Origin of the sequence: Massilia sp. Bi118 (assembly GCF_918697865.1) — a bacterium.
Lineage (GTDB): Bacteria > Pseudomonadota > Gammaproteobacteria > Burkholderiales > Burkholderiaceae_D > Telluria.
In genome coordinates this window covers 47,764-70,234 of sequence record NZ_CAKKMV010000008.1, presented here as the reverse complement: position 1 = coordinate 70,234, position 22,471 = coordinate 47,764, and the positions used below count along the sequence as shown (strand labels likewise).

At 64.4% G+C, this 22,471-nt stretch carries 14 protein-coding genes and 1 tRNA gene; 5 read left to right on the top strand and 10 right to left on the bottom strand.

Features of this window, described 5'->3' with window-relative positions; all coding sequences use genetic code 11:
• Positions 1-65: 65 nt before the first annotated feature.
• On the bottom strand, positions 66-746 hold the full coding sequence (gene trmB / locus LQV39_RS13390; RefSeq protein ID WP_230026810.1) for a tRNA (guanosine(46)-N7)-methyltransferase TrmB: 681 nt from the start codon (positions 744-746) through the stop codon (positions 66-68).
• Between the two features lie 208 nt (positions 747-954).
• On the opposite strand from trmB, the gene LQV39_RS13385 reads away from it, so the two are divergent.
• Both LQV39_RS13385 and LQV39_RS13380 read left to right on the top strand, forming a co-directional pair.
• Positions 955-1,590 (top strand): PEP-CTERM sorting domain-containing protein, encoded by a 636-nt coding sequence (locus LQV39_RS13385; protein WP_230026328.1) that lies wholly within the window; start codon positions 955-957, stop codon positions 1,588-1,590.
• 74 nt (positions 1,591-1,664) lie between these two features.
• On the top strand, positions 1,665-2,783 hold the full coding sequence (locus LQV39_RS13380; RefSeq protein WP_230026324.1) for a succinylglutamate desuccinylase/aspartoacylase family protein: 1,119 nt from the start codon (positions 1,665-1,667) through the stop codon (positions 2,781-2,783).
• 115 nt (positions 2,784-2,898) lie between these two features.
• Here the strand turns inward: LQV39_RS13380 and LQV39_RS13375 are convergent, their stop codons facing one another.
• The 5 genes from LQV39_RS13375 to LQV39_RS13355 all read right to left on the bottom strand — a co-directional run bounded on the left by LQV39_RS13375 (position 2,899) and on the right by LQV39_RS13355 (position 12,082).
• Positions 2,899-5,607, bottom strand: a complete 2,709-nt coding sequence (locus tag LQV39_RS13375; RefSeq protein ID WP_230026317.1) for an EAL domain-containing protein — start codon at positions 5,605-5,607, stop codon at positions 2,899-2,901.
• A 57-nt stretch (positions 5,608-5,664) separates the two neighbouring features.
• A complete protein-coding gene (locus LQV39_RS13370) occupies positions 5,665-7,686 on the bottom strand; it encodes an ATP-binding protein (RefSeq protein WP_230026310.1) in 2,022 nt (673 codons plus the stop codon).
• A 291-nt stretch (positions 7,687-7,977) separates the two neighbouring features.
• Positions 7,978-9,780, bottom strand: coding sequence for a reverse transcriptase/maturase family protein (locus tag LQV39_RS13365; protein WP_230026305.1), 1,803 nt, complete (start codon positions 9,778-9,780; stop codon positions 7,978-7,980).
• Positions 9,781-10,317: 537 nt separating this feature from the next.
• Positions 10,318-11,991 carry a group II intron reverse transcriptase/maturase gene (gene ltrA / locus LQV39_RS13360; RefSeq protein ID WP_230026299.1) on the bottom strand — a complete coding sequence of 558 codons (1,674 nt, stop codon included), beginning with the start codon at positions 11,989-11,991 and terminating at the stop codon, positions 10,318-10,320.
• 17 nt (positions 11,992-12,008) lie between these two features.
• Positions 12,009-12,082, bottom strand: a tRNA-Gly gene (locus tag LQV39_RS13355).
• Between the two features lie 900 nt (positions 12,083-12,982).
• Between LQV39_RS13355 and epsC the strand changes: the two genes are divergently transcribed.
• Complete coding sequence (epsC, locus tag LQV39_RS13350) at positions 12,983-13,906, top strand: serine O-acetyltransferase EpsC (protein ID WP_230026291.1); 924 nt, start codon at positions 12,983-12,985, stop codon at positions 13,904-13,906.
• Between the two features lie 100 nt (positions 13,907-14,006).
• Here the strand turns inward: epsC and LQV39_RS13345 are convergent, their stop codons facing one another.
• A complete protein-coding gene (locus LQV39_RS13345; RefSeq protein ID WP_230026286.1) occupies positions 14,007-15,041 on the bottom strand; it encodes a TraB/GumN family protein in 1,035 nt (344 codons plus the stop codon).
• A gap of 197 nt (positions 15,042-15,238) precedes the next feature.
• Between LQV39_RS13345 and LQV39_RS13340 the strand changes: the two genes are divergently transcribed.
• Entirely contained in the window at positions 15,239-16,003 is a 765-nt protein-coding gene (locus tag LQV39_RS13340; RefSeq protein WP_230026280.1) for a CPBP family intramembrane glutamic endopeptidase, read from the top strand.
• Position 16,004: 1 nt separating this feature from the next.
• Here LQV39_RS13340 and LQV39_RS13335 read toward each other — a convergent pair whose 3' ends face one another.
• Together LQV39_RS13335 and LQV39_RS13330 are read right to left on the bottom strand one after the other, a co-directional pair.
• A complete protein-coding gene (locus LQV39_RS13335; protein WP_230026278.1) occupies positions 16,005-17,525 on the bottom strand; it encodes a UdgX family uracil-DNA binding protein in 1,521 nt (506 codons plus the stop codon).
• Positions 17,522-18,751 carry a putative DNA modification/repair radical SAM protein gene (locus tag LQV39_RS13330; protein WP_230026276.1) on the bottom strand — a complete coding sequence of 410 codons (1,230 nt, stop codon included), beginning with the start codon at positions 18,749-18,751 and terminating at the stop codon, positions 17,522-17,524. The genes LQV39_RS13335 and LQV39_RS13330 overlap by 4 nt, the downstream gene beginning before the upstream one ends.
• Positions 18,752-18,881: 130 nt before the next feature.
• Between LQV39_RS13330 and LQV39_RS13325 the strand changes: the two genes are divergently transcribed.
• Positions 18,882-19,682: an alpha/beta fold hydrolase gene (locus tag LQV39_RS13325; RefSeq protein WP_230026274.1), complete on the top strand. Its 801-nt coding sequence runs from the start codon at positions 18,882-18,884 to the stop codon at positions 19,680-19,682.
• Between the two features lie 2 nt (positions 19,683-19,684).
• On the opposite strand, the gene LQV39_RS13320 is transcribed toward LQV39_RS13325, so the two are convergent.
• Positions 19,685-22,453 (bottom strand): pitrilysin family protein, encoded by a 2,769-nt coding sequence (locus LQV39_RS13320; RefSeq protein WP_230026271.1) that lies wholly within the window; start codon positions 22,451-22,453, stop codon positions 19,685-19,687.
• Positions 22,454-22,471: the final 18 nt, after the last annotated feature.

The window sequence follows — 22,471 nt, the reverse complement described above, 5'->3', positions numbered from 1 at the left end:
AATGGGACGAGCGACGAATCCGGGCGCACGAACGACGAGCCCCGCCTGCGCGGGGCCGACGTAAATCATTTTTTGGTGAACACCAGGTCCCACACCCCATGGCCCAGCTTCAGGCCGCGGTTCTCGAACTTGGTCAGCGGGCGGTAGGACGGCTTTTCCGCATAGGTTTCGGCCGTGTTGGCCAGCATCGGCTCGGCGCCCAGCACTTCCAGCATCTGCACCGCGTAGTCTTCCCAGTCGGTGGCACAGTGGATGTAGCCGCCCGGCGCCAGCTTTTCGCACAGCAGCTTGACGAAAGGCGGCTGAATCAGGCGGCGCTTGTTGTGGCGCGCCTTGTGCCAGGGGTCCGGGAAGAAGATGTGCACGCCGGACAGCGAGCCGTCGGCGATCATGTTGTTCAGCACCTCGACCGCATCGTGCTGGATCAGGCGCAGGTTCTCGATGCCCTGTTCGCCGATCTGCTTGAGCAGGCTGCCCACGCCCGGGGTGTGCACTTCGACGCCGACGAAATCCGTGTCCGGCATGGCCCTGGCGATGTGGGCCGTGGTGTCGCCCATGCCGAAGCCGATTTCCAGCACCAGCGGCGCCTTGCGGCCGAAGGGCGCGTGGAAGTCGAAGGCTTCCTTGCGGTACTCGATCATGAACTTCGGCCCGAATTCCTCGAGCGCGCGCGCCTGCCCGGTCGACAGCCGTCCCGCGCGGGTGACGAAGCTGCGGATGCGGTGCTCGGTCGGGTCGTAGAGCATCGGACGGCCTTGGCTGTTGGTGGGCGTATCGGAGGACATGATCGGTCGTGTGACAGGAGAAAAGGGCGACATTATAGCAGCGCCTGTCGGCAGACTTTACACTGCGGTTCCCAATGCAAACTTAAGCGTTTGTTTTTTCTGACATTTTCCTTGAAGGCATGAAATTTGCTTAATTGCAAACATCGTTTCTATCAATACAGGAATTAGCATGAAGAGCTTCATCACCTCCCTGGCCTTGGCCGCTTCCCTCACCGCGCTGGCCCTGCCGGCATCGGCCGATATCGTCTGGACCGACGTTCCTGTCACGGACAAGGGTGCACTGGGCCAGACCTGGACCGGCGTCTGGGACCAGGACAACAGCTGGAACGTCGCCGAATACGTCAGCGACGTCTCGGTGACCGGCAATACCCTGTCCTACAAATATCTGGGCGCGGGCTTCTGGATGGGCACCCCGACCCAGACCTATGTGTTCAAGACCACCGCCGCTACTGCCGGCTCGCTGACCCTGGGCATCGACCTGATCACCAATACGGCGTGGGATGGCTCGGCCGCCAACCTGTACATCTGGCAGGGCAGCACCGCCACCCGCACCCTGCTGGCCAGCGATACCGACGGCAAGGTCGAGCACAAGACCTTCGCGCTGGAGCTGGAAGCGGGCCAGGACTGGGGCTTCCTGGCCGTCAGCGGCAGCATCGGCGACGACCTTCACTTTACCGGTCCGGTGTGGGGCTCGATCACCATCACCGACCCGGCGACGCCTTCCGACGTCCCGGAACCGGCCTCGCTGGCCCTGCTGGGCCTGGGCGTGCTGGGTGCTGCCGCGGCGCGCCGCCGCAAAGGCTGATCCATCGGAACGGGACGTGGCCGCGCACGGTTCTCATTCATAATGGCGCTTCGCCGAATGGAGAGAGAAAAAGCATGCAGTCCATGTCCCACCCGATCGCGACCGAAGACAACGTCGCCACGTTCCAGCTGACGTCCTACCACTTCGGTACACCTGGCACCGGCAAAAAGGTCTACATCCAGGCCTCGCTGCACGCCGACGAAGTGCCGGCCATGCTGGTCGCCCACGTGCTGCGGCGCGAGCTGGAGCGCCTCGAAGCCGAGGGCCGGATCAAGGGCGAGATCATCCTGGTGCCGGCCGCGAATCCGATCGGCCTGTCGCAGGTCGTCCACGGCGCCCCCTTCGGCCGCTACGACCTCGCCAGCGGCCACAATTTCAACCGCTTCTACAAGCACGCCGCCGCCGACCTGAAGGCATCCCTGAAGGACAAGCTGGGCGCGGACCCGCAGGCCAACGCAGTCCTGGTGCGCGAGCATGCGCGCCGCTCCGTCGCCGACTGGAAGACCGACAATCCGACCCAGGACCTCAAGAAGACCCTGCTCGGCATGGCCATCGACGCCGACATCATGCTCGACCTGCACTGCGATAACGAGGCCGTGCTGCACCTCTACTGCGGCACGCCGCTGGCCGATCAGGTCAAGCCGCTGGCGGCGCTGCTGGGGGCGCACGCGACCCTGCTGGCGCGCGAGTCCGGCGGCGAACCCTTCGACGAAGCCTGCAGCCGCCTGTGGTGGGAGCTGGCCGACCACTTCGGGCCGGACACGCCGATCCCGATGGGCTGCGTCGCCGTGACCGTCGAGCTGCGCGGCGAGATGGACGTGCGCTACGACCTGGCCGAAAAGGACGCGCAGGGCCTGCTGCAATACCTGGCGATCCAGGGCGTGCTGGACCTCGAACGCGCGCCGCTGCCGGCCCTGATCGCCGAGCCGACCCCGCTGGAAGGCGTGGAGCCGATCGCAGCGCCGCACTCGGGCGTGCTGGTGTTTTTGAAAAAGCTGGGCGAGCGCGTGCAGGCCGGCGATGCCGTCGCCGACATCGTCAACCCGGTCAGCGGCAAGGTGAGCACGCTGCGCTGTACGCAGTCCGGTGTTCTGTTTGCCAGCACGGCGCACCGGCACCTGCTGCGCGGGATGCATGTCTGTAAGATCGCCGGAGGCACGGCCTGGCGTACGGGGAGCCTGCTGGGTAGTTAGCAGACCGTCGTTCCCGCGCAGGCGGGAACCCAAGTTTGCATGCGTTTCGGCTGCTCAAACAAAACTTGGATCCCCGCCTTCGCGGGGACGACATTTTTCGGCCGCCGGCCTCAGTTCAAGCCGCCAGCCTCTCATCAAACAAAAACCGCCGCGCCAGCAGCGGCGCCATCGCCTCCGCCGCCATCGGCCGCGCCACCAGATAGCCCTGGACCTCGTTACAGCCCAGCGTGCGCAGGATCGCCAGCTGGTCCGCATTCTCCACGCCCTCGGCCACCACCTCCATGCCCAGCGCGTGCGCCATCGAGACGATCGCCTGGAAGAACACGGTGCCCTCCTTCGAGCGCCCCAGCTCGGCGGTAAAGGAGCGGTCGACCTTCAGCACGTCCATCTTCATGCGCTGCAGTTGCGACAGCGAGGAGTAGCCGGTGCCGAAGTCGTCGACGTGCAGCTTGACGCCCAGTGCGCGGATCGCCGCCAGCTCGGCCAGGATCTCATCCTGGTCGCCCATCATCGCGGACTCCGTGATCTCGACCTCGAGCAGGCGCGCCGGCACAGCGTGGCGCGCCAAAGCCTCGGCCAGTTCTCTCCGCACGCCGCCGCGCAGGAACTGCTTGGGCGAGACGTTGATGGACACCGGCGCCGCCGGCAGGCCCTGCGCCGACCACGTTGCCAGCTGGGCGCAGGCCTGGTCGATCACGATCGCGCCGATTGGCACGATCAGGCCGCTCGCTTCGGCCAGCGGAATGAATTCGTCGGGACGGATCATGCCCAGCTGCGGATGCTCCCAGCGCAGCAGCGCCTCCATGCTCAGCAGCTCGCCGCTGCAGGTGTCGACGCGCGGCTGGTAGTGCAACACGAACTGGCGCTTCTCGATCGCTTCCAGCAGGCGCTGGCGGAGCTGGGCGCGGGTCTTCAGGGTCGTGGACTGGGCCGGCTCGAAGAAGCGGTACTGGCCCTTGCCCTCGTTCTTCCCGGCGTACATGGCGATGTCGCTGTGGCGGATCAGGGTGGCGGCGTCCTTGCCGTCGCGCGGGTACACGCTGATGCCGACCGAAGCGCCGATCGCGTGCTGCTCCTGGTCGATCTGGAAGGGCTTGCTGAAGGATTGGATGATGCGCTGTGCCACCATGGCGACTTGCTCGTCGGTGTCGAAGGGGCTGAGCAGGACGATGAACTCGTCGCCGCCGAAGCGCGCCACGCGGTCGCCCGGACGCAGCTGCGACAGCAATCGGGTGGCGGCGGCCTTCAGCAGGCGGTCGCCGACCGCGTGGCCGTGCGAGTCGTTGACCTGCTTGAATTCGTCAAGGTCGATGAACAGCAGGGCCAGGCCCTGGCCCTTCGCTTCCGCCTGCGCCAGCGCGGACGGTACGAAGTGCAGGAACCAGTGGCGGTTCGGCAGGCCGGTCAGGCTGTCCTCGTTGGCCAGGCGCGCCAGCTGCACTTCGTGTTCCTTGCGTTCGCTGATGTCCTGCAGGGTGACGGCCAGGCCGTCGCCGACCCGCACCAGGCGCCGGTGGCCCCAGCGGATGTTCAGTTGCCTGCCCTCGGACGCGACGAGCTCCGGCATGCGCCGGTCTTCCTGGTGGAAGCCGGTCGCCATCGCCTGGCGATAGGTCGCGATCAGTTCGGCCGAACCGAGGCCGTGATCGAACTGCGAAACAATGCTGCCGACCAGGCGCTCGCGCGTCATCCCGTAGAAGAAGGCGCCGCGCTCATTGCAGTCGACGATGCGGAAATCGAGGATCTGGCCCTTGCGGTCGCGTAGCGGCGCGACCATGTAGAAGCCGTCGTTGCCGCTCTCGGTGGCGGTGCGGTAGGCGCGCGCCACTTCGTCCTGCTCGCGCGCCCGCGCAGCGGCCCGCAGCGACAGCATGGTGGCGATACCGGCCATCAGCAGCAGCACCGCCGTGGCGATCGAGGTGTAGGTGCGGCTGTCCTGCCAGTAGGCGTCTGCACCGGCCAGCACGGCTTCGTGCGACAGCGCGACCAGCGCCACCACCGGATAGGCGCTGGAACGGCGCCAGCCCAGCACGCGCGCGCGGCCGTCGCCGAAGCCGGCCTGCCCTGCTTTCGCATCGACTAGTTGCACGCCGCGCGCCACCGGCCAGCGATCGGCATTCGCCGGCAGCAGCGAAGCGCGTGTATCGGTGCGTACGACGCCCTGGCTGTCCTGCTCGATGCGCAAGCCGCCCTCGCTGCCGACCAGCGCCAGCAGGCTGTGCGCACCGAGAGTCGGCGAGCTGACGAAGGAGGTGAAATAGGCGGCATCGACCGCCATCAGCAGCACGCCGTCGAATTCGTCGTCGCCGGTATCGAGGCGGCGCGTGAACAGCACCGCGCCGCGCATGCCCAGCTCCGGCGGCGGCATGGCGATGCGCAGCGCGGAGGAGTTGTTATCGCGGTGCTGGCGGAAGAAGGCGGCGCCGGATAAATCGGTATCGAGGCCAGGCCGCATGCCGCTCGTCGATGCCGGCCGGCCGTCGCGCCCGATCACGCCGACGGCGAGGAAGGCGCTGTCGGTGAACATGCCGTCGCGCCGCATGTCCTCGACCAGGGCGCGGTTGTGCGAGTGCTCCCAGCTGTGCTTGAGCTGCATCGTGATCTGGTCCATCTGCGCGATCGAGCGCGTCACGTACTGCTCGTAGGCTTCGGCGTAGGCGTCGGCTTCCTTGAAGGCCTGTTCTTCGGCGCGGCGCTGCTCGGTGTTCGCGCGCAGCAGGGCGGCGGTCCACAGCGCGGCGCAGGCCAGCACGGCCAGCGCGGGCCACAGCAGCGCGAGGAATCGGTGGGTGCGCGGGGCGGTATGCGTGCTGGGCTTGCTCATGCGGCAAGTTTAGCCAGCCCGTATGACGGTTTGATGACAGCGCCGGCAGGCGCCCCGCTAACGCCCGTGCGCCTTGGCGGCGGCCGCCAGCACCTCGTTGACCTGGTCCATATCCGCCGGCTTGACGAGGTAGTGGTCGAAGCCCGCCTGCTCGGCCTCCTTGCGGTCCTGGCTCTGCCCATAGCCGGTCAGGGCGACCAGGGTCGCATCCGCGCTTTCGGGCTGACCGCGCAGGCGCCGCGCCAGCTCGTAGCCATCCAGGTCGGGCAGGCCAATGTCGAGCAGCAGCACCTCATGGTGCTCGCGCCGCACCCGTTCGAGCGCGCCCTTGCCGTCGTATTCGACGCTGACGGCATGGCCCTGCACTTCGAGCAGCGCGGCCAGCATCTGGGCGGCGTCGACGTTGTCGTCGACTACCATGACGCGCAATGCGCCTGGCGCCTGCAGGCCGGCGGACGGCGTCGCCTCGTCGTCCATGCCGCCCGGCGCCGCGAGGCGCGGCAGGCAGATGCAGAATTCGCTGCCCTCGCCGATGCCGTCGCTGGACGCGTGCACGGTGCCGCCATGCAGGGCCACCAGGCTTTTCACCAGCGCCAGGCCGATCCCGAGGCCGCCCTGCGAGCGGTCAGGGGTGCGCTCGGCCTGGGTGAAGAGGTCGAAGATGTAGGGCAGGATGTCGGGCGCGATGCCGACGCCGTTGTCGCGCACCGCCACCAGCACGCGCTGTTCGTCCACCGTCACCGATAGCGTGAGGCGGCCGCCCGGCGCGGTGTACTTGGCGGCATTGTTGAGGATATTCGAGATCACCTGCACCAGGCGGGTGCGGTCGCCGACCACGTGGGCGCTGCGGCCGGACAGCTGCAGGGTCAGGGAGTGGCGCCGCGCGTCGACCAGCGGACGCACCTGCTCCACTGCGGCGGACACGATCACGTTCAGGTCCAGCTCTTCCTTCTCGAGCGTGACCAGGCCGCGGGTGACGCGCGAGACGTCCAGCAGGTCGTTCACCAGGTCGGTCATGTGGGCGGCCTGGCGCGCGATGATCTCGCTGGCGTTGGCCACGCTGCGCGCATCGAGCCTGCCGACCTTCAGCAGCTGGGCCGCGGTCATGATCGGCGCCAGCGGATTGCGCAGCTCATGGGCCAGCATGGCGAGGAACTGGTCCTTCTGGCGGTTGGCGGCGCGCAGCTCGTCCTCGACCTGCTTGCGCAGGGTGACGTCGCTGCCCTCGACGAAGATGCCGGAGACGGCGCCGCCGGCGTCGCGGATCGGCTGGTAGACGAAGTCGACGAAGCGCTCCACCAGCGGCCCGCCCGGCTCGAGCTGCACGCGCAGCGGCAGGGCGTGGCCGACGAAGGGTTCGCCGGTGGTGTAGACGCGGTCGAGCAGCTCGAAGAAGCCCTGTCCGGTCACTTCCGGCAGCGCGTCGCGCGCGGCCCTGCCGACGATCTGGCGATGGCCGATCAGCTGCAGGTAGGACTGGTTGGTCAGTTCGAACACGTGGTCGGGCCCGCGCAGAACGGCCATGATGCCAGGGGCCTGCTCGAACAGCGCGCGAAAGCGCTCGTTCTCCTCGTCGCGGTATTTTTCGGCCAGCACCTGCTCGGTGACCTCGACGCAGGCGCAGTGCATGCCGCGGATGGCGCCGTGCTCGTCGCGCACCGGCGAGTAGGAAAAGGTGAACCAGGTCGGCTCGTCATAGCCGTGGCGGTTCATCACCAGCAGCAGACGGTCGGCATAGGTCGCCTCGCCATGCAGCGCACGGTCGATCAGCGGACCGATGTCGTCCCAGATTTCCGCCCAGATGTCGTGGAAGCGCCGTCCCATCGCGCGCGGGTGCTTGTCGCCCAGGATGTCGCGGTAGGGGTCGTTGTACAGGAAGCCGAGTTCCTCGCCCCAGGCGACGAACATCGGAAACCCCGAGTTGAGCATCAGCCCGACCAGGGTGCGCAGCGCCTGCGGCCAGGTGCGCGGATGCCCGAGCGGCGACTCGCTCCAGTCCTGGCTGCGCATCAGTGCCCCGGCCTCGCCGCCTCCGCTCAGGAACATGAGCGAGCCGGCAAGGCTGTCAGTGTCGTGCAATGGATCTTCGGGCCGCGGGGCGTGTTGTTGCATGGTCAAGTCAGGTCGGAGGAAGACCCGAGTTTGCCATAGTTTCAAGATGGGAGCCGCACTACGGGGGTGTAAAGGCGGGAGCGACTGGAGCGGGTGAAGGGAATCGAACCCTCGTATGAAGTTGGGTAAGGAGAAAACCTCGCGGTTTCCCCCTCCCCTAAGAACCGTACGTGCAGTGGAGTAGGGAGCCGGCGAGTTGCCGCTTGCGCGGTACTTTTCCGGACACCCCTCCCCAAACCGGACGTGAGTCTTTCGATCTCATCCGGCTTTCCAGTGACGCCTTTTCTGAAGCCACGGGGCTCGGTGAATCTCCTCGTGGCACGGTATGCAGGTAACGAGGGTCTTGCGTCTGCGTGCAGCCATCCGCTTAACCCACAGAGGTTTTTCCCTCCGCCCCGGTTGGTCCAGGTCGGCCAGCTTCCGTACATGATGAACTTGGAATGGTCCGTCCCGTGTACCGCAGACTTCGCACTCCTCGGCTAACAGGCGGGACACGACCTCGCTGCGCAACCCGTTGAACACCTGCTTCGGATTGTCATCGATGACCGCTTCCTTGCGCCATGCCAGAGATATGCCCCCGAACATCGCCACCAGTGGCCTCTTTCCGTCCTTTCGTTCCTTCACTACCATCATTGCTTTGACTGTGCCCGAAGGCACGGCCACGTCCGCACTCAACTTCCGCGCCAAAACTGCAATCGACGCACGGTGCTTGTTGGCCAAGGTCGCTAGTAACGAATGCCGCATGACGCGGTGGACTTCCCAAAGCCTATGAGCGTTGAAGCCCAACAGGTAGTACTGGACGAACCCCCGGTATTCCGCTTGGTATTGCGTGACGATGCTGAAATCCTCGTTCGTCAGCCGTTCCGCACGGTGCGTTGGTTTGCCCCTTCGCATATATCGCCGGCACCGCTCCCTTATTACATCCATTGGTACCTTCAGCCGCACGGCCCCGTTGATGCTGCGTTGACCACGCTGGTCAAGCTTCACATTGGAGTCGAGCACCGTCACCTCGTAGCCCAGGAACCGCGCCGGATGCGTCTTGGCGTGGGTGATCAAGGTCTTTTCCTCAGACATCTCCAACCGCAATGTTTCGCGGAGGAAGTCCCTGAGTTGTTGCTTGATCTCCTCGGCTTCTTGCTTCGGGCCGCTGAATCCGAGCAGAAAGTCATCGGCATACCGCACATACCAAAGCCGTCGAAAGTCCGGGTCCTCGGGGTCACGCGACGGCATTTGCCGGGCTTGCTTGCGCAATTCCCGTGCCTTCTCGTGATCACCTTTGTCTCCGGCTGCCTTCGACGCGTTTAGCAGCGCCTTATATACCGGGTTATTCCTGCGTCGCGCACCTTTGTTGTACTTCGGAAGCAAGGTGTTCTCTACAAACCGATCCAATCGATCCAGATAGATATTCGAAAGTAGCGGACTAATCACACCGCCTTGGGGTGTACCGCTCAAGGTCTGATGGTGCCGCCAATCTTCCAAATACCCAGCCTTCAGCATATTGGAGACGAGACGCAAAAGGCGGTTATCGTGAATGTCCTCGCCGAGTATCGACAACAGTACTTCATGATTGATGTTGTCGAAGCACCCTTTGATGTCACCCTCAATGAACCATTTCACGCCGCGCCAACGCTGGGTTATTTCCCGCAACGCTGTGTGACATCCACGCCCAGGTCGAAAGCCGTGGGAGAGGTCGCTGAAACGGGGTTCGTAGTACGCCTCCAACAGGGTTTTAACTGCTTCCTGTGTCAGCTTGTCCGACCACGTCGGCAGCCCTAACGGACGCTTACCTCTCTTCTTTGGAATATACGTCCGCCTCGCTGGTGTCCACCGGTAGGTTTCCCGCCGAAGATGGCCGGTAATGTTCCCGATTTTCTCCAACGACATAGCGTCCACGGTTTCTGCCGTGGCACCTGGAGTCAATGCCCCATCATTACGGTAGATTCGCCCATACGCACGGAGGTAGAGGTCCGGTCGATACAGCTGCCGGTATACACCCTCCAGTGGTAGTCGTTGTTCACCACGCTCTGAATAGACGGCCAGGATATTTTCGATCGTTGCCATTTCGGCTACCTCCATATCTGGACATCACATCACCTGTGGCCCTTCGCCATGTAGACGGCTTTCCCGTCCTCGGACTACTACGGCCACTCCGTCACCATCGGCCTCGCGGCCGGAAGGTGATCCCGTGTTCGTACGAACCGAACGACAGCGCAACTTAGGTTCCCCGTTCAACTCCTTGAACGACCTCGCTGGTCGTCGCCCAATGGGGGAAGATTTTCAGTCGACGAAACTTGTTTCGACTGATCCCATTGGCACCGCCCTTACATACCGTGGCGGAGGAAGTGCGGATTTCATCGCTGGGGTCTGGGGTTCAAGCAATTCAGCCTTAACCATATTGCGCGGGTCTTGCACAGCGACCGGTCTGGTATGTTCGCCAGCCCTGCGCTTTTCAGTCATGCTCTTGTCCCTTAAGGCTTTCGCCGTCCGGTAAGACTGATGACCCGGAAGTATCTCTTCCGACTTCCCTTGCCTGTGGCAAGAATTCGATTCGCCGCTTTCACGGCGCACAGTTTCCCCGCATACGGCTCAAGCAATCCGTCAGCACCCCTTGAACATGGAGATGCCGGCAGGACCGTTTTTCTCGTTGGCGTGATGCTGCCTGTGACAGTCAGGATGCAGCAGTATCAGGTTGGTCAGCTTGTCCGATCCACGTTCGGATCGCTTGACGATATGGTGCAGATGCCACCCTGTCTCGCGTGTAATCTTCCGATCGCATACCGGACAAAGACCTTCCTGCCACCACCACAGCCATCGCAACTTGCGGCGTCCCTCGAAAGTTCTTTCCATGCGCTGACCAAGCCGTTTGGAGAAGTACTCGTCATGCTGAGGGTCGTAAGGATTCGCTTCGCTTCTTATCTTGATGTGATTGTGCAGCTTGTAATCACCCAAGACCGGCAGCAACTTGTCCTTGTCCGCGAAACGCCATTGGCGTCCCCTGATACACCTGAAGTAACGCTGCTTGATCCACCGCTTGCCTTTGGTGGGATGGCGTCTGCACGCCCAGCGCCACAACGCTTGCCAGATTTGATGGTCGCACTTTGCAAACGCCCGGGTTGCGTTCTGACTTTGATGATAGTTGGCCCATCCCCTGATGACGGGGGTGAGTTCTTCGATCACCTGCGTCTGAGCCACAGCCTTTCTCGACCTCAGCAGGTCGCGGATCTTGTCGAGAAATGCCTTCTGGTTCTTCTTCGACGGCTGTACCAGCAAGCCGCAGTCGAAGAACCGTACATTCCATCCCAGAAAGTCGAATCCTTCGGTCACATGAGTGACCTTGGTCTTCGTCTTCGAGAGGACCAACCCTCTGGCAGCAAGGAACTTCTCTACCAAGGGCCTGACCACATCTTCCAGCAGCTCTCGCGAGCTTCCGGTAATGATGAAGTCATCCGCGTACCGGACCAGGTTGACCTTTGCAGCCCTTGCTGACCTCACTGTCGGGAACAGATCGGCCAACGCTTTCTGCAGGCCATCCAGGGCCAAGTTTGCCAGCACGGGGGAAATGATGCCTCCCTGTGGCGTACCGGCTTGGGTCGAAAACATGCGTCCTGACTCGATGAATCCTGATTTCAGCCACTTCTTTAAAATCGCTTTGTCCATGCAGACGTTGGCGATCAGCCAGTCATGATTGATGTTGTCGAAACATCCTTTGATGTCCCCTTCAAGAATCCATTTTGGAGACGCTTCCCGACCTGTTGCGTTGCGTACCTGCTGCACCGCATCGGTCGTCGAGCGTTCGCGAAGGAACCCATAAGAGTCCGGATCTCCAGTTGTTTCAGCGACAGGATCCAGCGCCAGCAGATGCAGCGCTTGCATTGCCCGATCACGCATGGTTGGAATGCCCAAGGGACGTTTCCCACCATTGGCTTTCGGGATATAGATGCGACGTAATGGCAGAGGCTTGTATCTCTTGCTGTCGAGACCGTTCAGCGCTTGCCACTTCTCTTCCGGGGTGCTCCAGGTTTGCGAATCCACACCAGGAGTTTTTCGGTTACGATTCTCCGTCACCCGCCTCACTGCCAGAGCTTTCGCTCCAGAGGATTTGGTCAGGAGTCTCTGCAGGGAGCGAACCTTCCGCCATTCACCTGCTTTTACTGCCTTCGCAATGCGTGCCTGTATCCTCGCGACAGCCTGATAAACCTTGACCCAACTGATGTCGTGCCAGGTTTGCCAGCCTGTGGAGGCAATATCACAATCATGAAGACTTGCGTCCATATCAACCTCCGGTCGATTGGAGCGGGTGAAGGGGATCGAACCCTCGTCGTAGGCTTGGGAAGCCTCTGCTCTACCATTGAGCTACACCCGCACAATCCCAAAGGGATAGACGCACTTATCCCCCAAGGGGGCGTGCGTCCCCGATGGGTGCGATCAACAGACCTGTCTTGCGACAGATCACCAGATGGAAGTCTGCACGCTTTCGCGTCAGGGCAATCATTTCATCCCCTATCCCTTCCATTACAGAAAGGCATTCGCTTTTTCCATCATCCTTTACCTGCTGCGCCTTCGGTCCGCCTTTACAGCTTGTCCTAGTCTGCCAAGCTAGCCAGACAGCACATCAGGCTTACCTCGTTCCGTACAAACAACGAGATTGGGAAGGTTCTGCCTTTTCGCCGGTGATACCCACGTCAGCGTGTCTGCACCAAGCAAGCAGACAACCGATCACGTCGAGCCTACTACCATTGCACGGCTCGTCCAGCTTGACGACGTTTAATAGCAGTTCACTTTACGTTAACCATCCAACCCAGCCTAGCACCTCATCCGGTCGCAACTACCGAACTCACGAAAAACGCCTCGCGGTGTCTCCGTACCCCGAAGGGCGGTTACGTTGTTGGAGCGCTTTAGGACCCCACCGTTGCCAGTGACGCCCCGCTCCTAGGCTACGAGGGGCTGAACCCTCGGTCTTGCAGGTCATTGACGCACCTCAAGACAATTGCTTGTACAGCCTTCGTCGCTTCAGAAACTACTGAAATTCCACCCCACCTACCGAGTGGCGCACTGGGTTTTCACACTTTTGAACCGTAGTGTGAAGGCCTTGGCGTACCTTCGCGACGCGAGTCGCACGCTTGGGAAGCTGCCGTTCTACCATTGAACTACACCCGCGTTGCCTACATTCTACGCGGGTTCTAGCCGGTTTGACAAATCCCGACTCCCCCCTCGTTGATGCCGCCTAAGATGGGGAAGTTAATATTCATTCAAGGAAAATCTGATGGCTCACTTCGATATCGGCGCGATCGTGCGCGACCTGCACGACGCCCGCCAGCAATGGCGCCAGGCCCACCGTCCCGCCGGCGAGGTGCGCGGCATCGAGTTCCCGTCGCGCGATGCGCTGGCGGAGATCGTCGCCCAGCTGAAGGGCGTGCTGTTCCCGATGCGCCTGGGGCCGCCGGGCCTGCGCCGCGAAAGCGAAGACATCCACGTGGCCCACGCCCTCGATTCCGCCCTGCACTCGCTGCTGCGCCAGGTGCAGATCGAGCTGCACTACAGCGCCGCCCTGCAGCAGCGCACCGACGGCGACATCGCCAGCCAGGCGCTGGCGGCCACCCAGGCCTTCGGCGCCGCACTGCCGGACGTGCGCGTGCAGGTCGACAGCGACGTGCTGGCCGCCTACCAGGGCGACCCGGCCGCGCGCAGCGTCGACGAAGTGCTGCTGTGCTATCCCGGGGTGCTGGCGATGATCCATTACCGGCTTGCGCACCGCCTGTACGAACTGGGCCTGCCGCTGCTGGCGCGCATCATCTCCGAACTGGCGCACGCCGCCACCGGCATCGACATCCATCCCGGCGCGAAGATCGGCGCCGGCTTCTTCATCGACCACGGCACCGGCGTCGTGATCGGCGAGACCGCCGTCATCGGCCAGCGCGTGCGCCTGTACCAGGCCGTCACCCTCGGCGCCAAGCGCTTCCCGACGAATGCCGACGGCAGCCTGCAGAAAGGCCTGCCGCGCCATCCGATCCTGGAGGACGACGTCGTCATCTACGCCGGCGCCACTGTCTTGGGCCGCATCACGATCGGCAAGGGCGCGGTCATCGGCGGCAACGTGTGGCTGACCCACGACGTGGCGCCCGGCACGCGCGTGGCCCAGGCGGCGTCGCGCGAAGAAGTGTTCGGGGCGCCGGGCGACCCGTCTTAAGAGCGTTTAACAAACGCCCCAGGGCAAAGCGCATCGTCGAAGACAGTACGCTAGTACGGCGAGACGATGCAACGCCGCCATGGGGCGCTTTGTTAGACGCTCATTTCGGGCTCTCGACGGTATAACCCCTGGCCTGCAGCGCGGCCAGGTAGCTCTTCGGTCCCAGGATGTCGCTCATCTGCAGCATGGCAACCGTGGACGTGTTGTTGGCCAGTGAACGTTCGGCCGCCTTCAGCCAGGATTCGAGGCGCCGCTCGCGCAGGTTCTGGAAGGCCGGGTGTTTTTGGGCCGCCGGGCTGTTCAGGATGGCGTCGTTGCAGGCGTCCTCGCGCTCGGCGTAATCGAGATTGCTGATCTCGGCGATGTTGCCGTTGGCCCAGGCGTTGGCGCGCATGCGCATCGCGTCGATGTCGCCTTCGAAGCGCGCCAATGTCTTGGTGAAGCAGGCCGTGTCTTCCATCTGCGAATTCTTGAAGTCCCTGATCACGCGGGCCGGATCGTCGAGATTCACCGAATAACCGGTCGGGGTCAGCTTCACGTCGCGCTTCTTGGCGAGAGATTCGATCTGCTTGCGCACCTCGATGCCGCCGGACAGCCCGCTCTTCTTCATCCCGGCCTGCTGCAGCATTTGCGCAGCAAAGAAGGGGCGCAGGCTTTCGCCGCTGTCATCGTCGCCGATGTACTTCTGCCTCAGCACGCTCCAGCGTGCATAGACGTCGGCCGGCAGCACGTCATGCAGCTTGGCACCGTCGGGGTTCTTCACCATGCCGACGATGGACGGCAACGCTGTCAGCGCCTTCAGCCCGCCCCACCAGCCGACGCCGACGCCGGCCCCGGGCGGCCCCAGCACTTCCTGCGACTGTCCGATCAGGCGCTCGACCCGGCTGTCGTCCCATTCCATCTTCGGCGGCAGCGGCGCATAGAGGCCGACTACCCACATCACGTGGCCATCCTTGCTCACCTTCCACATGCCGGGGCCGGGGCGCTTGCCGGAGACGAGGACCTGGGACGGCGCCTCTTCAGGCGCTTGCGCGGCGGCTTGCTCCACGGACGCAGACGGCGGATCGGTCTGCGCCAGCGCCGCGGCGCTCAACAGACCCAGGGAAAAAACACAGGCAATACGCGTAGCAAGCATCGAGGACCCCTTTATTGTTGTGTGAGCAAAGATTACCTAAATGGCATCGGCGTAGATAGGTGCGCAACAGGATGTTACAAGCTGTGCATATCCAGATTGCATAGACATTGTGACATCCTGCCGGCCCCTGGAATTACTTTTTGACAATGGCTTTTGCCTTTTGTAGAGTCGGCCCTTCGTTCACGCAGGAGAGCCCGATGACGCTGGGAATGGCAGTGGAAGTGATGATGCTGGTGGCGGCCCTCGGCTTTGGCGCCTATGCCATCCGTTATTGGCGCGCGCGCGGCCAGCCGGTGCTGCGCGGACTCGGCCTGTGCTGGGATGCCGGCGCCGGACGCGACCTCGTCGTGGGGACCGCGATCACGAGCCTGGCCATGCTGGGCATCCTCGGCGCCGAATACGCGCTGGGCGGCGTACGCATCGTCCCCTTGCCGCGGCTGGCCTTCGGCGAGCTCGGCATCTGGTTTGCCGGCAAGGCGGCTGCCTGCCTGAAGGAGGAGATCCTGATGCGCAGCCTGCTCCTGTCCGGCCTGGTGCTGGCGCTGCGCGGACGCCGCACGCTCGCCATCCTGCTGTCGGCGCTGGCCTTCGGCTGCATCCATCTGAGCAATCCGGGGGCGACGCCCTTGTCCGTGCTCGGCAACGCGCTCGGCGGCGTCATCTACGGCGCCGCCTTCCTGCTCGGTGGGAGCCTCTGGCTGGCGATCGGCCTCCACTTCGCCTGGAATTTCGTCCAGGGTCCGGTGCTCGGGTTCCCGGTAAGCGGCATGGCGGCAGGCGGCCTGCAACAGGTCCAGGACCTCGGGCCGGCATGGCTGACCGGCGGCGCCTACGGCCCGGAAGCAGGCCTGGTCGGCATCCTGTTCCGCTTCGTCGTCATCGCGCTGATGCTGCTCTGGCTGCGTTCCCGCTGGCGCCAGGCTTCCACGCGCGCCCTGCCCTTCGGCATCGTCCAGGGATAGCTCAGGGGTAGTTCGACGCCGGCGGCTCTTCCGGCTGCCGGTTCAGCAGATCGTGGGCCAGCTTCAGGCTGTCCACCATGGTCTGGAAAGCTTCGCGCTTGGCCTCCTCGCCCGGCACACGCAGCACGTACGAGGGGTGGTAAGTGGTGACGATCCAGTGCCCTTCGTGGAAGACCGGGTGGCCGATCGAATTCTTCAAGGTCACGTTCGCGGTGCGCATCACGGACTTCAGCGCGGTCGCGCCCAGCGCCACGATCACGGTCGGCTTCACGTGGGCCAGTTCCTTGTCCAGCCAGTAGTGGCAGGCCTCGATCTCCTTCTGCGCCGGGGTTTTATGCAGGCGGCGCTTGCCGCGCGGCTCCCATTTGAAATGCTTGACGGCGTTGGTCACGTAGATGGTGTCGCGGTCGACGCCGGCCTTCTCGCAGACCTGGTCGAGCAGCTTGCCGGCGGGCCCCACGAAGGGCTGGCCGGCCAGGTCTTCCTGGTCGCCCGGCTGCTCGCCGACGAACATGATCTTTGCTTTCTTCGGTCCCTCACCACCCACCGCCTGGGTGGCGAACTGCCACAGCTCGCAACGGCGGCATTCGTCCAGCTTCGAAGGCTGCTGGCGCTCCGGCTGCGCATCCTCGGGGGCGATCGGGATGGTCGTGCCCTTGCGCTGGCCGACGGCCTCGTACTGGCCGACCTTGCGCGCGCCACGCGCCGCTTCCGAAATCATGTGGGTCACGATTTTACCTTCTGGCAAATTTTTCCAGCGATGCGAGGGGATGTGCTGCTGCATCACCGCCTGGTTCAGGCGCGCCGGGTTGAACACGCTGCGGTAGTAGGTCAGCCACAAGGCCTCCCCCGTGTCTTCGAGATCCTCGGAATTCTTCACCAGCGGGCCGGTGTTGTGCAGGGTCTGGCCATCCCACAGCACGCTGGCTTCGGGCGTGGCGATCATCCAGCTGACCTTGCCCATGCGCGAGACAAAGTGTTCCGCCACCTGCGGCAGCACGTCGTGCTGCGGCTCGTACCAGGCGACGAAGCGGGGCGGCCCGGCTTCGGGCGCGCGTTCGCGGAATCGGATGTAGGCATGCATGTCGTGCTCCTCGCGCCGCACCGCCTTCACCATCGCATTCAGGCGCGCGCCGTCTTCGTCGGCCGGCGACTGCACGTCATGCTCGCCCTGCTGCCAGCGCCAGATGACGCGGTACAGGAAGGCCCAGCGGTCCGGCACGCGGCAGCAGGCGGCGCTTTGCAGCATGTCCATCAGCGAGCGCGGAATGCTGGGAGCGCTGTGTCTCGGCCCGTGGCGTGGCGCGCCTGAGGCCACAGGCGGTATGCCGGCTGGATTATGCGGCTGCCCAGCCGCAGGCGGCGCACCCGAGAACAGGTCGCCGCCCGCATACGGCGTGCTCCAGGTGACGGCTTCCGGCGGCACGTCGTGGACCAGCAGCTCGCGCGCCGCCTCGCGCCATTCGGCGAAGGTCTCGACCAGCAGCGGCTGGCCTGCGCGCAGCTGCTCGATCGCGCTCATGCTGCCTGCAGCTCCGGCCACAGATTCATCTGCTGCGGCGCGTCGGCCATGTTCCGCCGCAGCAGTTCGGAAGACGCCGCGCCTGACGCCGGCTTGTAGTCCGCGGTCACCACGAAGGGCGCCAGCTTCTTCAGGCTGCAGCGCAGGCGGGACAGATCTTCCCAGCGGATGCGGCGCAGCCGCCGCAGGTCGATCAGGCGCTTGGCCGAGCGCAGGCCGATGCCCGGCACACGCGCGATCATGCTCTCGTCGGCGCGGTTCAGGTCCATTGGAAAATGCTCGCGGTTGCTCAATGCCCAGGCCAGCTTGGGGTCGATGTCGAGCGCCAGGTTGCCGGCCGCCGGCATCAGTTCGCCGGCCGTGAAGCCGTAGCCGCGCAGGAGGAAATCGGCCTGGTAAAGGCGATGCTCGCGCAGCAGCGGCGGCGGGGCCGAAGGCACGCTGCTGGGGCTCTGCGGGATCGGGCTGAAGGCCGAGTAGTAAACCCTTTTCAACTTGTACGAACCGTACAGGGTCTGGGCCGTATTCAGGATGGTCTGGTCGTCGCTGGCGTCGGCGCCGACGATCATCTGGGTGCTCTGCCCGGCCGGCGCAAAGACGGGCGCCTTCGGGTGGTCGTCCTTTTCATCGAGCCTGGTGCGGATCGAACCCATCGCCAGCTTGATGGTGTGGACGTTCTTTTCAGGCGCCAGGCGCGACACGCTGTCCTGGGTCGGCAGCTCGATGTTCACCGACAGGCGGTCGGCGTACTTGCCGGCCAGTTCGATCAGGCGCGGATCGGCATCCGGGATGGTTTTCAGGTGGATGTAGCCGCGGAATTGGTGCTCTTCGCGCAGGCGCCGCGCCACCTCGACCAGCTGTTCCATCGTGTAATCGCTGGACTGGATAATGCCGGAACTGAGGAAGAGCCCATCGATGTAGTTGCGCAGGTAGAAATCCTGGGTCAGCTTGACCACTTCCTCGACCGAGAAGCGGGCACGCGGCACGTTCGAGGTCCGGCGGTTGACGCAATACTGGCAATCGTAGATGCAGAAATTGGTCAGCAGGATCTTCAGCAGCGATACGCAGCGGCCGTCCGGCGTATAGCTGTGGCAGATGCCCATGCCATTGGTGGCGCCCAGGCCATCCTTGTCGACCGAATCGCGTTTCGGCGCCCCGCTGCTGGCGCAGGAAGCGTCATATTTGGCCGCGTCGGCCAGGATCTCGAGCTTGTCTTTGAGTTCCATTGTGCAGTAAATACTGTATGGATGAACAGTATACCGCAGTTCCGGTGCGCGCGGCGGTGCGTGGCCGCACGTATGCAACACGGGAAAATATTATAATTCGTACTATCTCTTTTGACGAATTTGATTGTCGATGTCTGTTCAATTCCGCAACAACGTCCATATTGCCGGTGCCGGCCACGCGACCATGGTGTTCGCGCATGGCCTCGGCTGCGACCAGAGCATGTGGCGTTTGCTCGCGCCGGCTTACCAGGACCGTTTTCGTACCGTCCTGTATGACCTCACCGGCAGCGGCGCCTCCGACCGCGCGGCCTACGACCGCACGCGGCACGGCAGCCTGCACGGCCATGCCGACGATCTGCTGGACATCCTGGAGGCCTGCTCGGCCGGGCCGGTGGTCTTCGTCGGCCATTCGGTCAGCGCGACGATCGGCCTGCTGGCGGCGAACAAGGCGCCCGAGCGCTTCGTGGCGCAGGTGATGGTGGGGCCGTCACCCTGCTATCTCAACGACGGCGACTATATAGGCGGCTTCAACCTCGACGACCTCGAATCGATGCTGGCCTCGATGGACGACGATTTTCCGGCGTGGACGCGGCGCATGGCGCCGGTGCTGATGGGCGCTTCGCGCGCCGAGCTGACCGCGGAACTGGTGGACACGTTCATGCGCAACGACCAGGGCATCGCCCGCCACTTCGCGCGCGCGACCTTCCTGTCCGACCACCGCGCCGACCTGCTGCACTCGACCGTGCCGTCGCTGATCCTGCAATGCAGCGACGACCTGATCGTCCCGCGCGAAGTCGGCGACTACATGCTGCGCCACATGCCGAACAGCAGCCTGCGCGTCATCGACGACCAGGGCCACTGCCCGCACGTCAGCGCGTCGACCGCCACTTCACGGGCGATCGACGTTTTCCTGCACCGTACGCTGGGCTGAACTCAGCGCACCGGCTTGCCGTCCGCGTCCAGCACCGTCACCTCGCCCCAGCCCAGCTTGCGGATGCCCGGCTCGACCTTGCGCAGGTCGCCGATCACGAGCCACACGACTTCGTCCGGGTGCACGTAGCGCGTGGCGGCGCCGGCCAGCTGCTTGTCGTTCAGCGAGCGCATGCCGCCGGCGTAGCGGCTCCAGTAATCGTCCGGCAGGCCGAGGTTGATGCTGGTGATGGCCGCGCCTTCCAGCGCATCCAGCGTGGCGAAGCGGCCCGGCAGGCGCGAAGTCACGTTGCGCATCACGCTGTCGAACTCCTCGCCGGCGATCGGACGCTGGCCGGCGATGTCGCGGATCTCCTTCGCCACTTCCTGCATCGCTTCGACCGTCTTGTCGGTCTGCACCGGCGCCAGCGCCAGGAAGCTGCGCTGGCCGCGCATGTCGATCATGCGCGCGGTGGTGCCGTAGCTCCAGTGCTTATCGAGGCGCAGGTTACGGTTCAGGCGCGAGGTCGCCATGCCGCCGAAGTTGTGCATCACCGCCTGGATCGCCAATTCGTCCGGCTGGCCGGCGGGCAGCGAGACGTGGGCGGCGACGATGGTCGACTGCGGCGCTTCCGGCTTGTCGATCAGGTAGACGCGCTTGCCCGCGGTAGCCGGCACGCTTGGCACCTGCTTGGCGGGGGCGCTGCCGGCCTGCCACTTGCCGAAGCTGGACTCCAGCGCCGGCACCAGCTTCTCGAGCGTGGTGTCGCCGGCCACGACCAGGGTCGCGCTGCCCGGACGGAACCAGGCATCATGCCAGTGCGCCACGTCGTCGCGGCCGATGGTCTGGTTGCTGGCTTCGGTGCCGGAAGCCGGGCGGCCGTAGGCGTGGTTCGCGCCGTACAGGATGCCAGGGATCACGCGTACCGCGAGCGCGGTCGGCTGGGCCTTTTCCTGCCCCACCTGGGCCAGGCGGCGCTGCCTGGCCAGCTCGACCTGGTCTTGCGGGAAGGTGGCGTTGAGGGCGGCGTCGGCCATCAGCGCCAGTGAGGGCGCCAGGTTGGCGCTGGTGGCTTTCAGGCGCACCACCGACTGGTCCTGGCTGGTAGAAGTGCTGATGTCGGCGCCCAGCGATTCCAGCGCATCCGACAGCTGAAACGCGTTGCGCGTCTTCGTGCCCTTGTCGATCAGGCCAAGGCTCAGCGAAGCCAGTCCTTCCTTGCCGGCCGGATCGGCGGCGGCGCCGGCGTCCAGCACCAGTGCGGCGTTGACGATCGGTGCGCCATGGCGTTCCAGCAGCACGACCTTCAAGCCGTTCTTCAGCTGGGCGCGCTGCATGGCCGGGAAGCTGACGTCGGGCGCCTGGCCCAAGCCAGGGAGCTGCTTGCGGTCGAAGGTCGATTTGGTCGCCACCAGTTTCGGATACGGCTTGACCGTCATCGTGTAGTGGTGTGCGCGCAGCCAGCGGTTACCGGCAGCCTTCACTTCCGCCGGGGTGGCGTTCGCCATCTGCTCGAGGCGGGTCAGGTAGGCGTCCGGGCTGCCGCCGTAGGTCATGCTCTCGGCCAGCACGTCGGCGCGGCCGCCGAAGCCGCCCAGGCGCTCGAGACTGCGCGAGAAGTCGGCCAGCTCGCGGGTTTTTACGCGCGCCAGTTCCTCGCTTGTGGGGCCCTTTTCCAGCAGCTCGGCCACGATGCGGTCGACTTCGCGTTCCACCTCGGCCTGGTCGGCACCGTTCTTCAGCGTCACGGTGATGCCGAAGCTGCCGCCCAATTCGCTGTCCCCCACGCCGGCGGAGACGCTGGTGGCCAGGCCCTTTTCGTACACCAGGCGCTTGTCCAGGCGCGCGCTCTTTGAACCGGCCAGCACGTCGCCCAGCAGCTGCAGGCGCGCCACATCGGCATCCTTCCACGCGGCGGCATGCCAGCGGCGGTAGACGCGCACCTGCGGTACCTGGTCCTGCATCTCGTCGCGGATGTCGCGGTCCAGCACCGGGATCCAGGTCTCGGTGCGCGGCAGCGGCGGTCCCGGCGGCAGCGCGCCGAAGTACTTGTTCACTAGTTCGAGCGCGCGTTCCGGGGTGATGTCGCCGGCCAGCGACAGCACCGCGTTGTTCGGGCCGTAGTAGGTGCGGTACCACTCGCGGATGTCTTCCAGCGAAGCGGCGTTCAGGTCGTCCATGCTGCCGATCGTGGTCCACGAATACGGGTGCGAGTACGGGTACATCTTGGCCGCGAATTCGTAGCGCACCTTGCCGTAGGGCTGGTTGTCGCCCTGGCGCTTTTCGTTCTGCACCACGCCGCGCTCGCGCTCCAGCATGGCCTGCGAGATGTAATTGCCGAGGAAGCCCATGCGGTCCGACTCGAGGAACAGCGTGCGTTCCAGCGCCGAGGTCGGGACGTCTTCGAAGAAGTTGGTGCGGTCCGTATTCGTGGTGCCGTTGCGGTTGTTGGCGCCGAGGTCGTCCATCGCCTCGCGGAAGCCGTGCGGGTAATTCTCCGAACCATTGAAGAAGAAGTGCTCGAACAGGTGGGCGAAGCCGGTCTTGCCGCGCTTCTCGTTGCGCGAACCGACGTGGTACCAGACGTTCACGCCGACCACCGGCACGCTGTGGTCTTCATGCACCAGCAGGGTCAGGCCGTTCGGCAGCACGAATTTTTTGTAGGCGATGCTGTAGGCCTTGCGGTCGAAGGCGGGCGATGCGGCTTTCGGCGCGGTGGCATTGGCGGCGAAAGCCGGCGCGGATGCGGCGGCCGCCAGGCCGAGCGCGAGCACGATCTGCTTCAATTTCATTGTCTTCTCTCTTGTTGT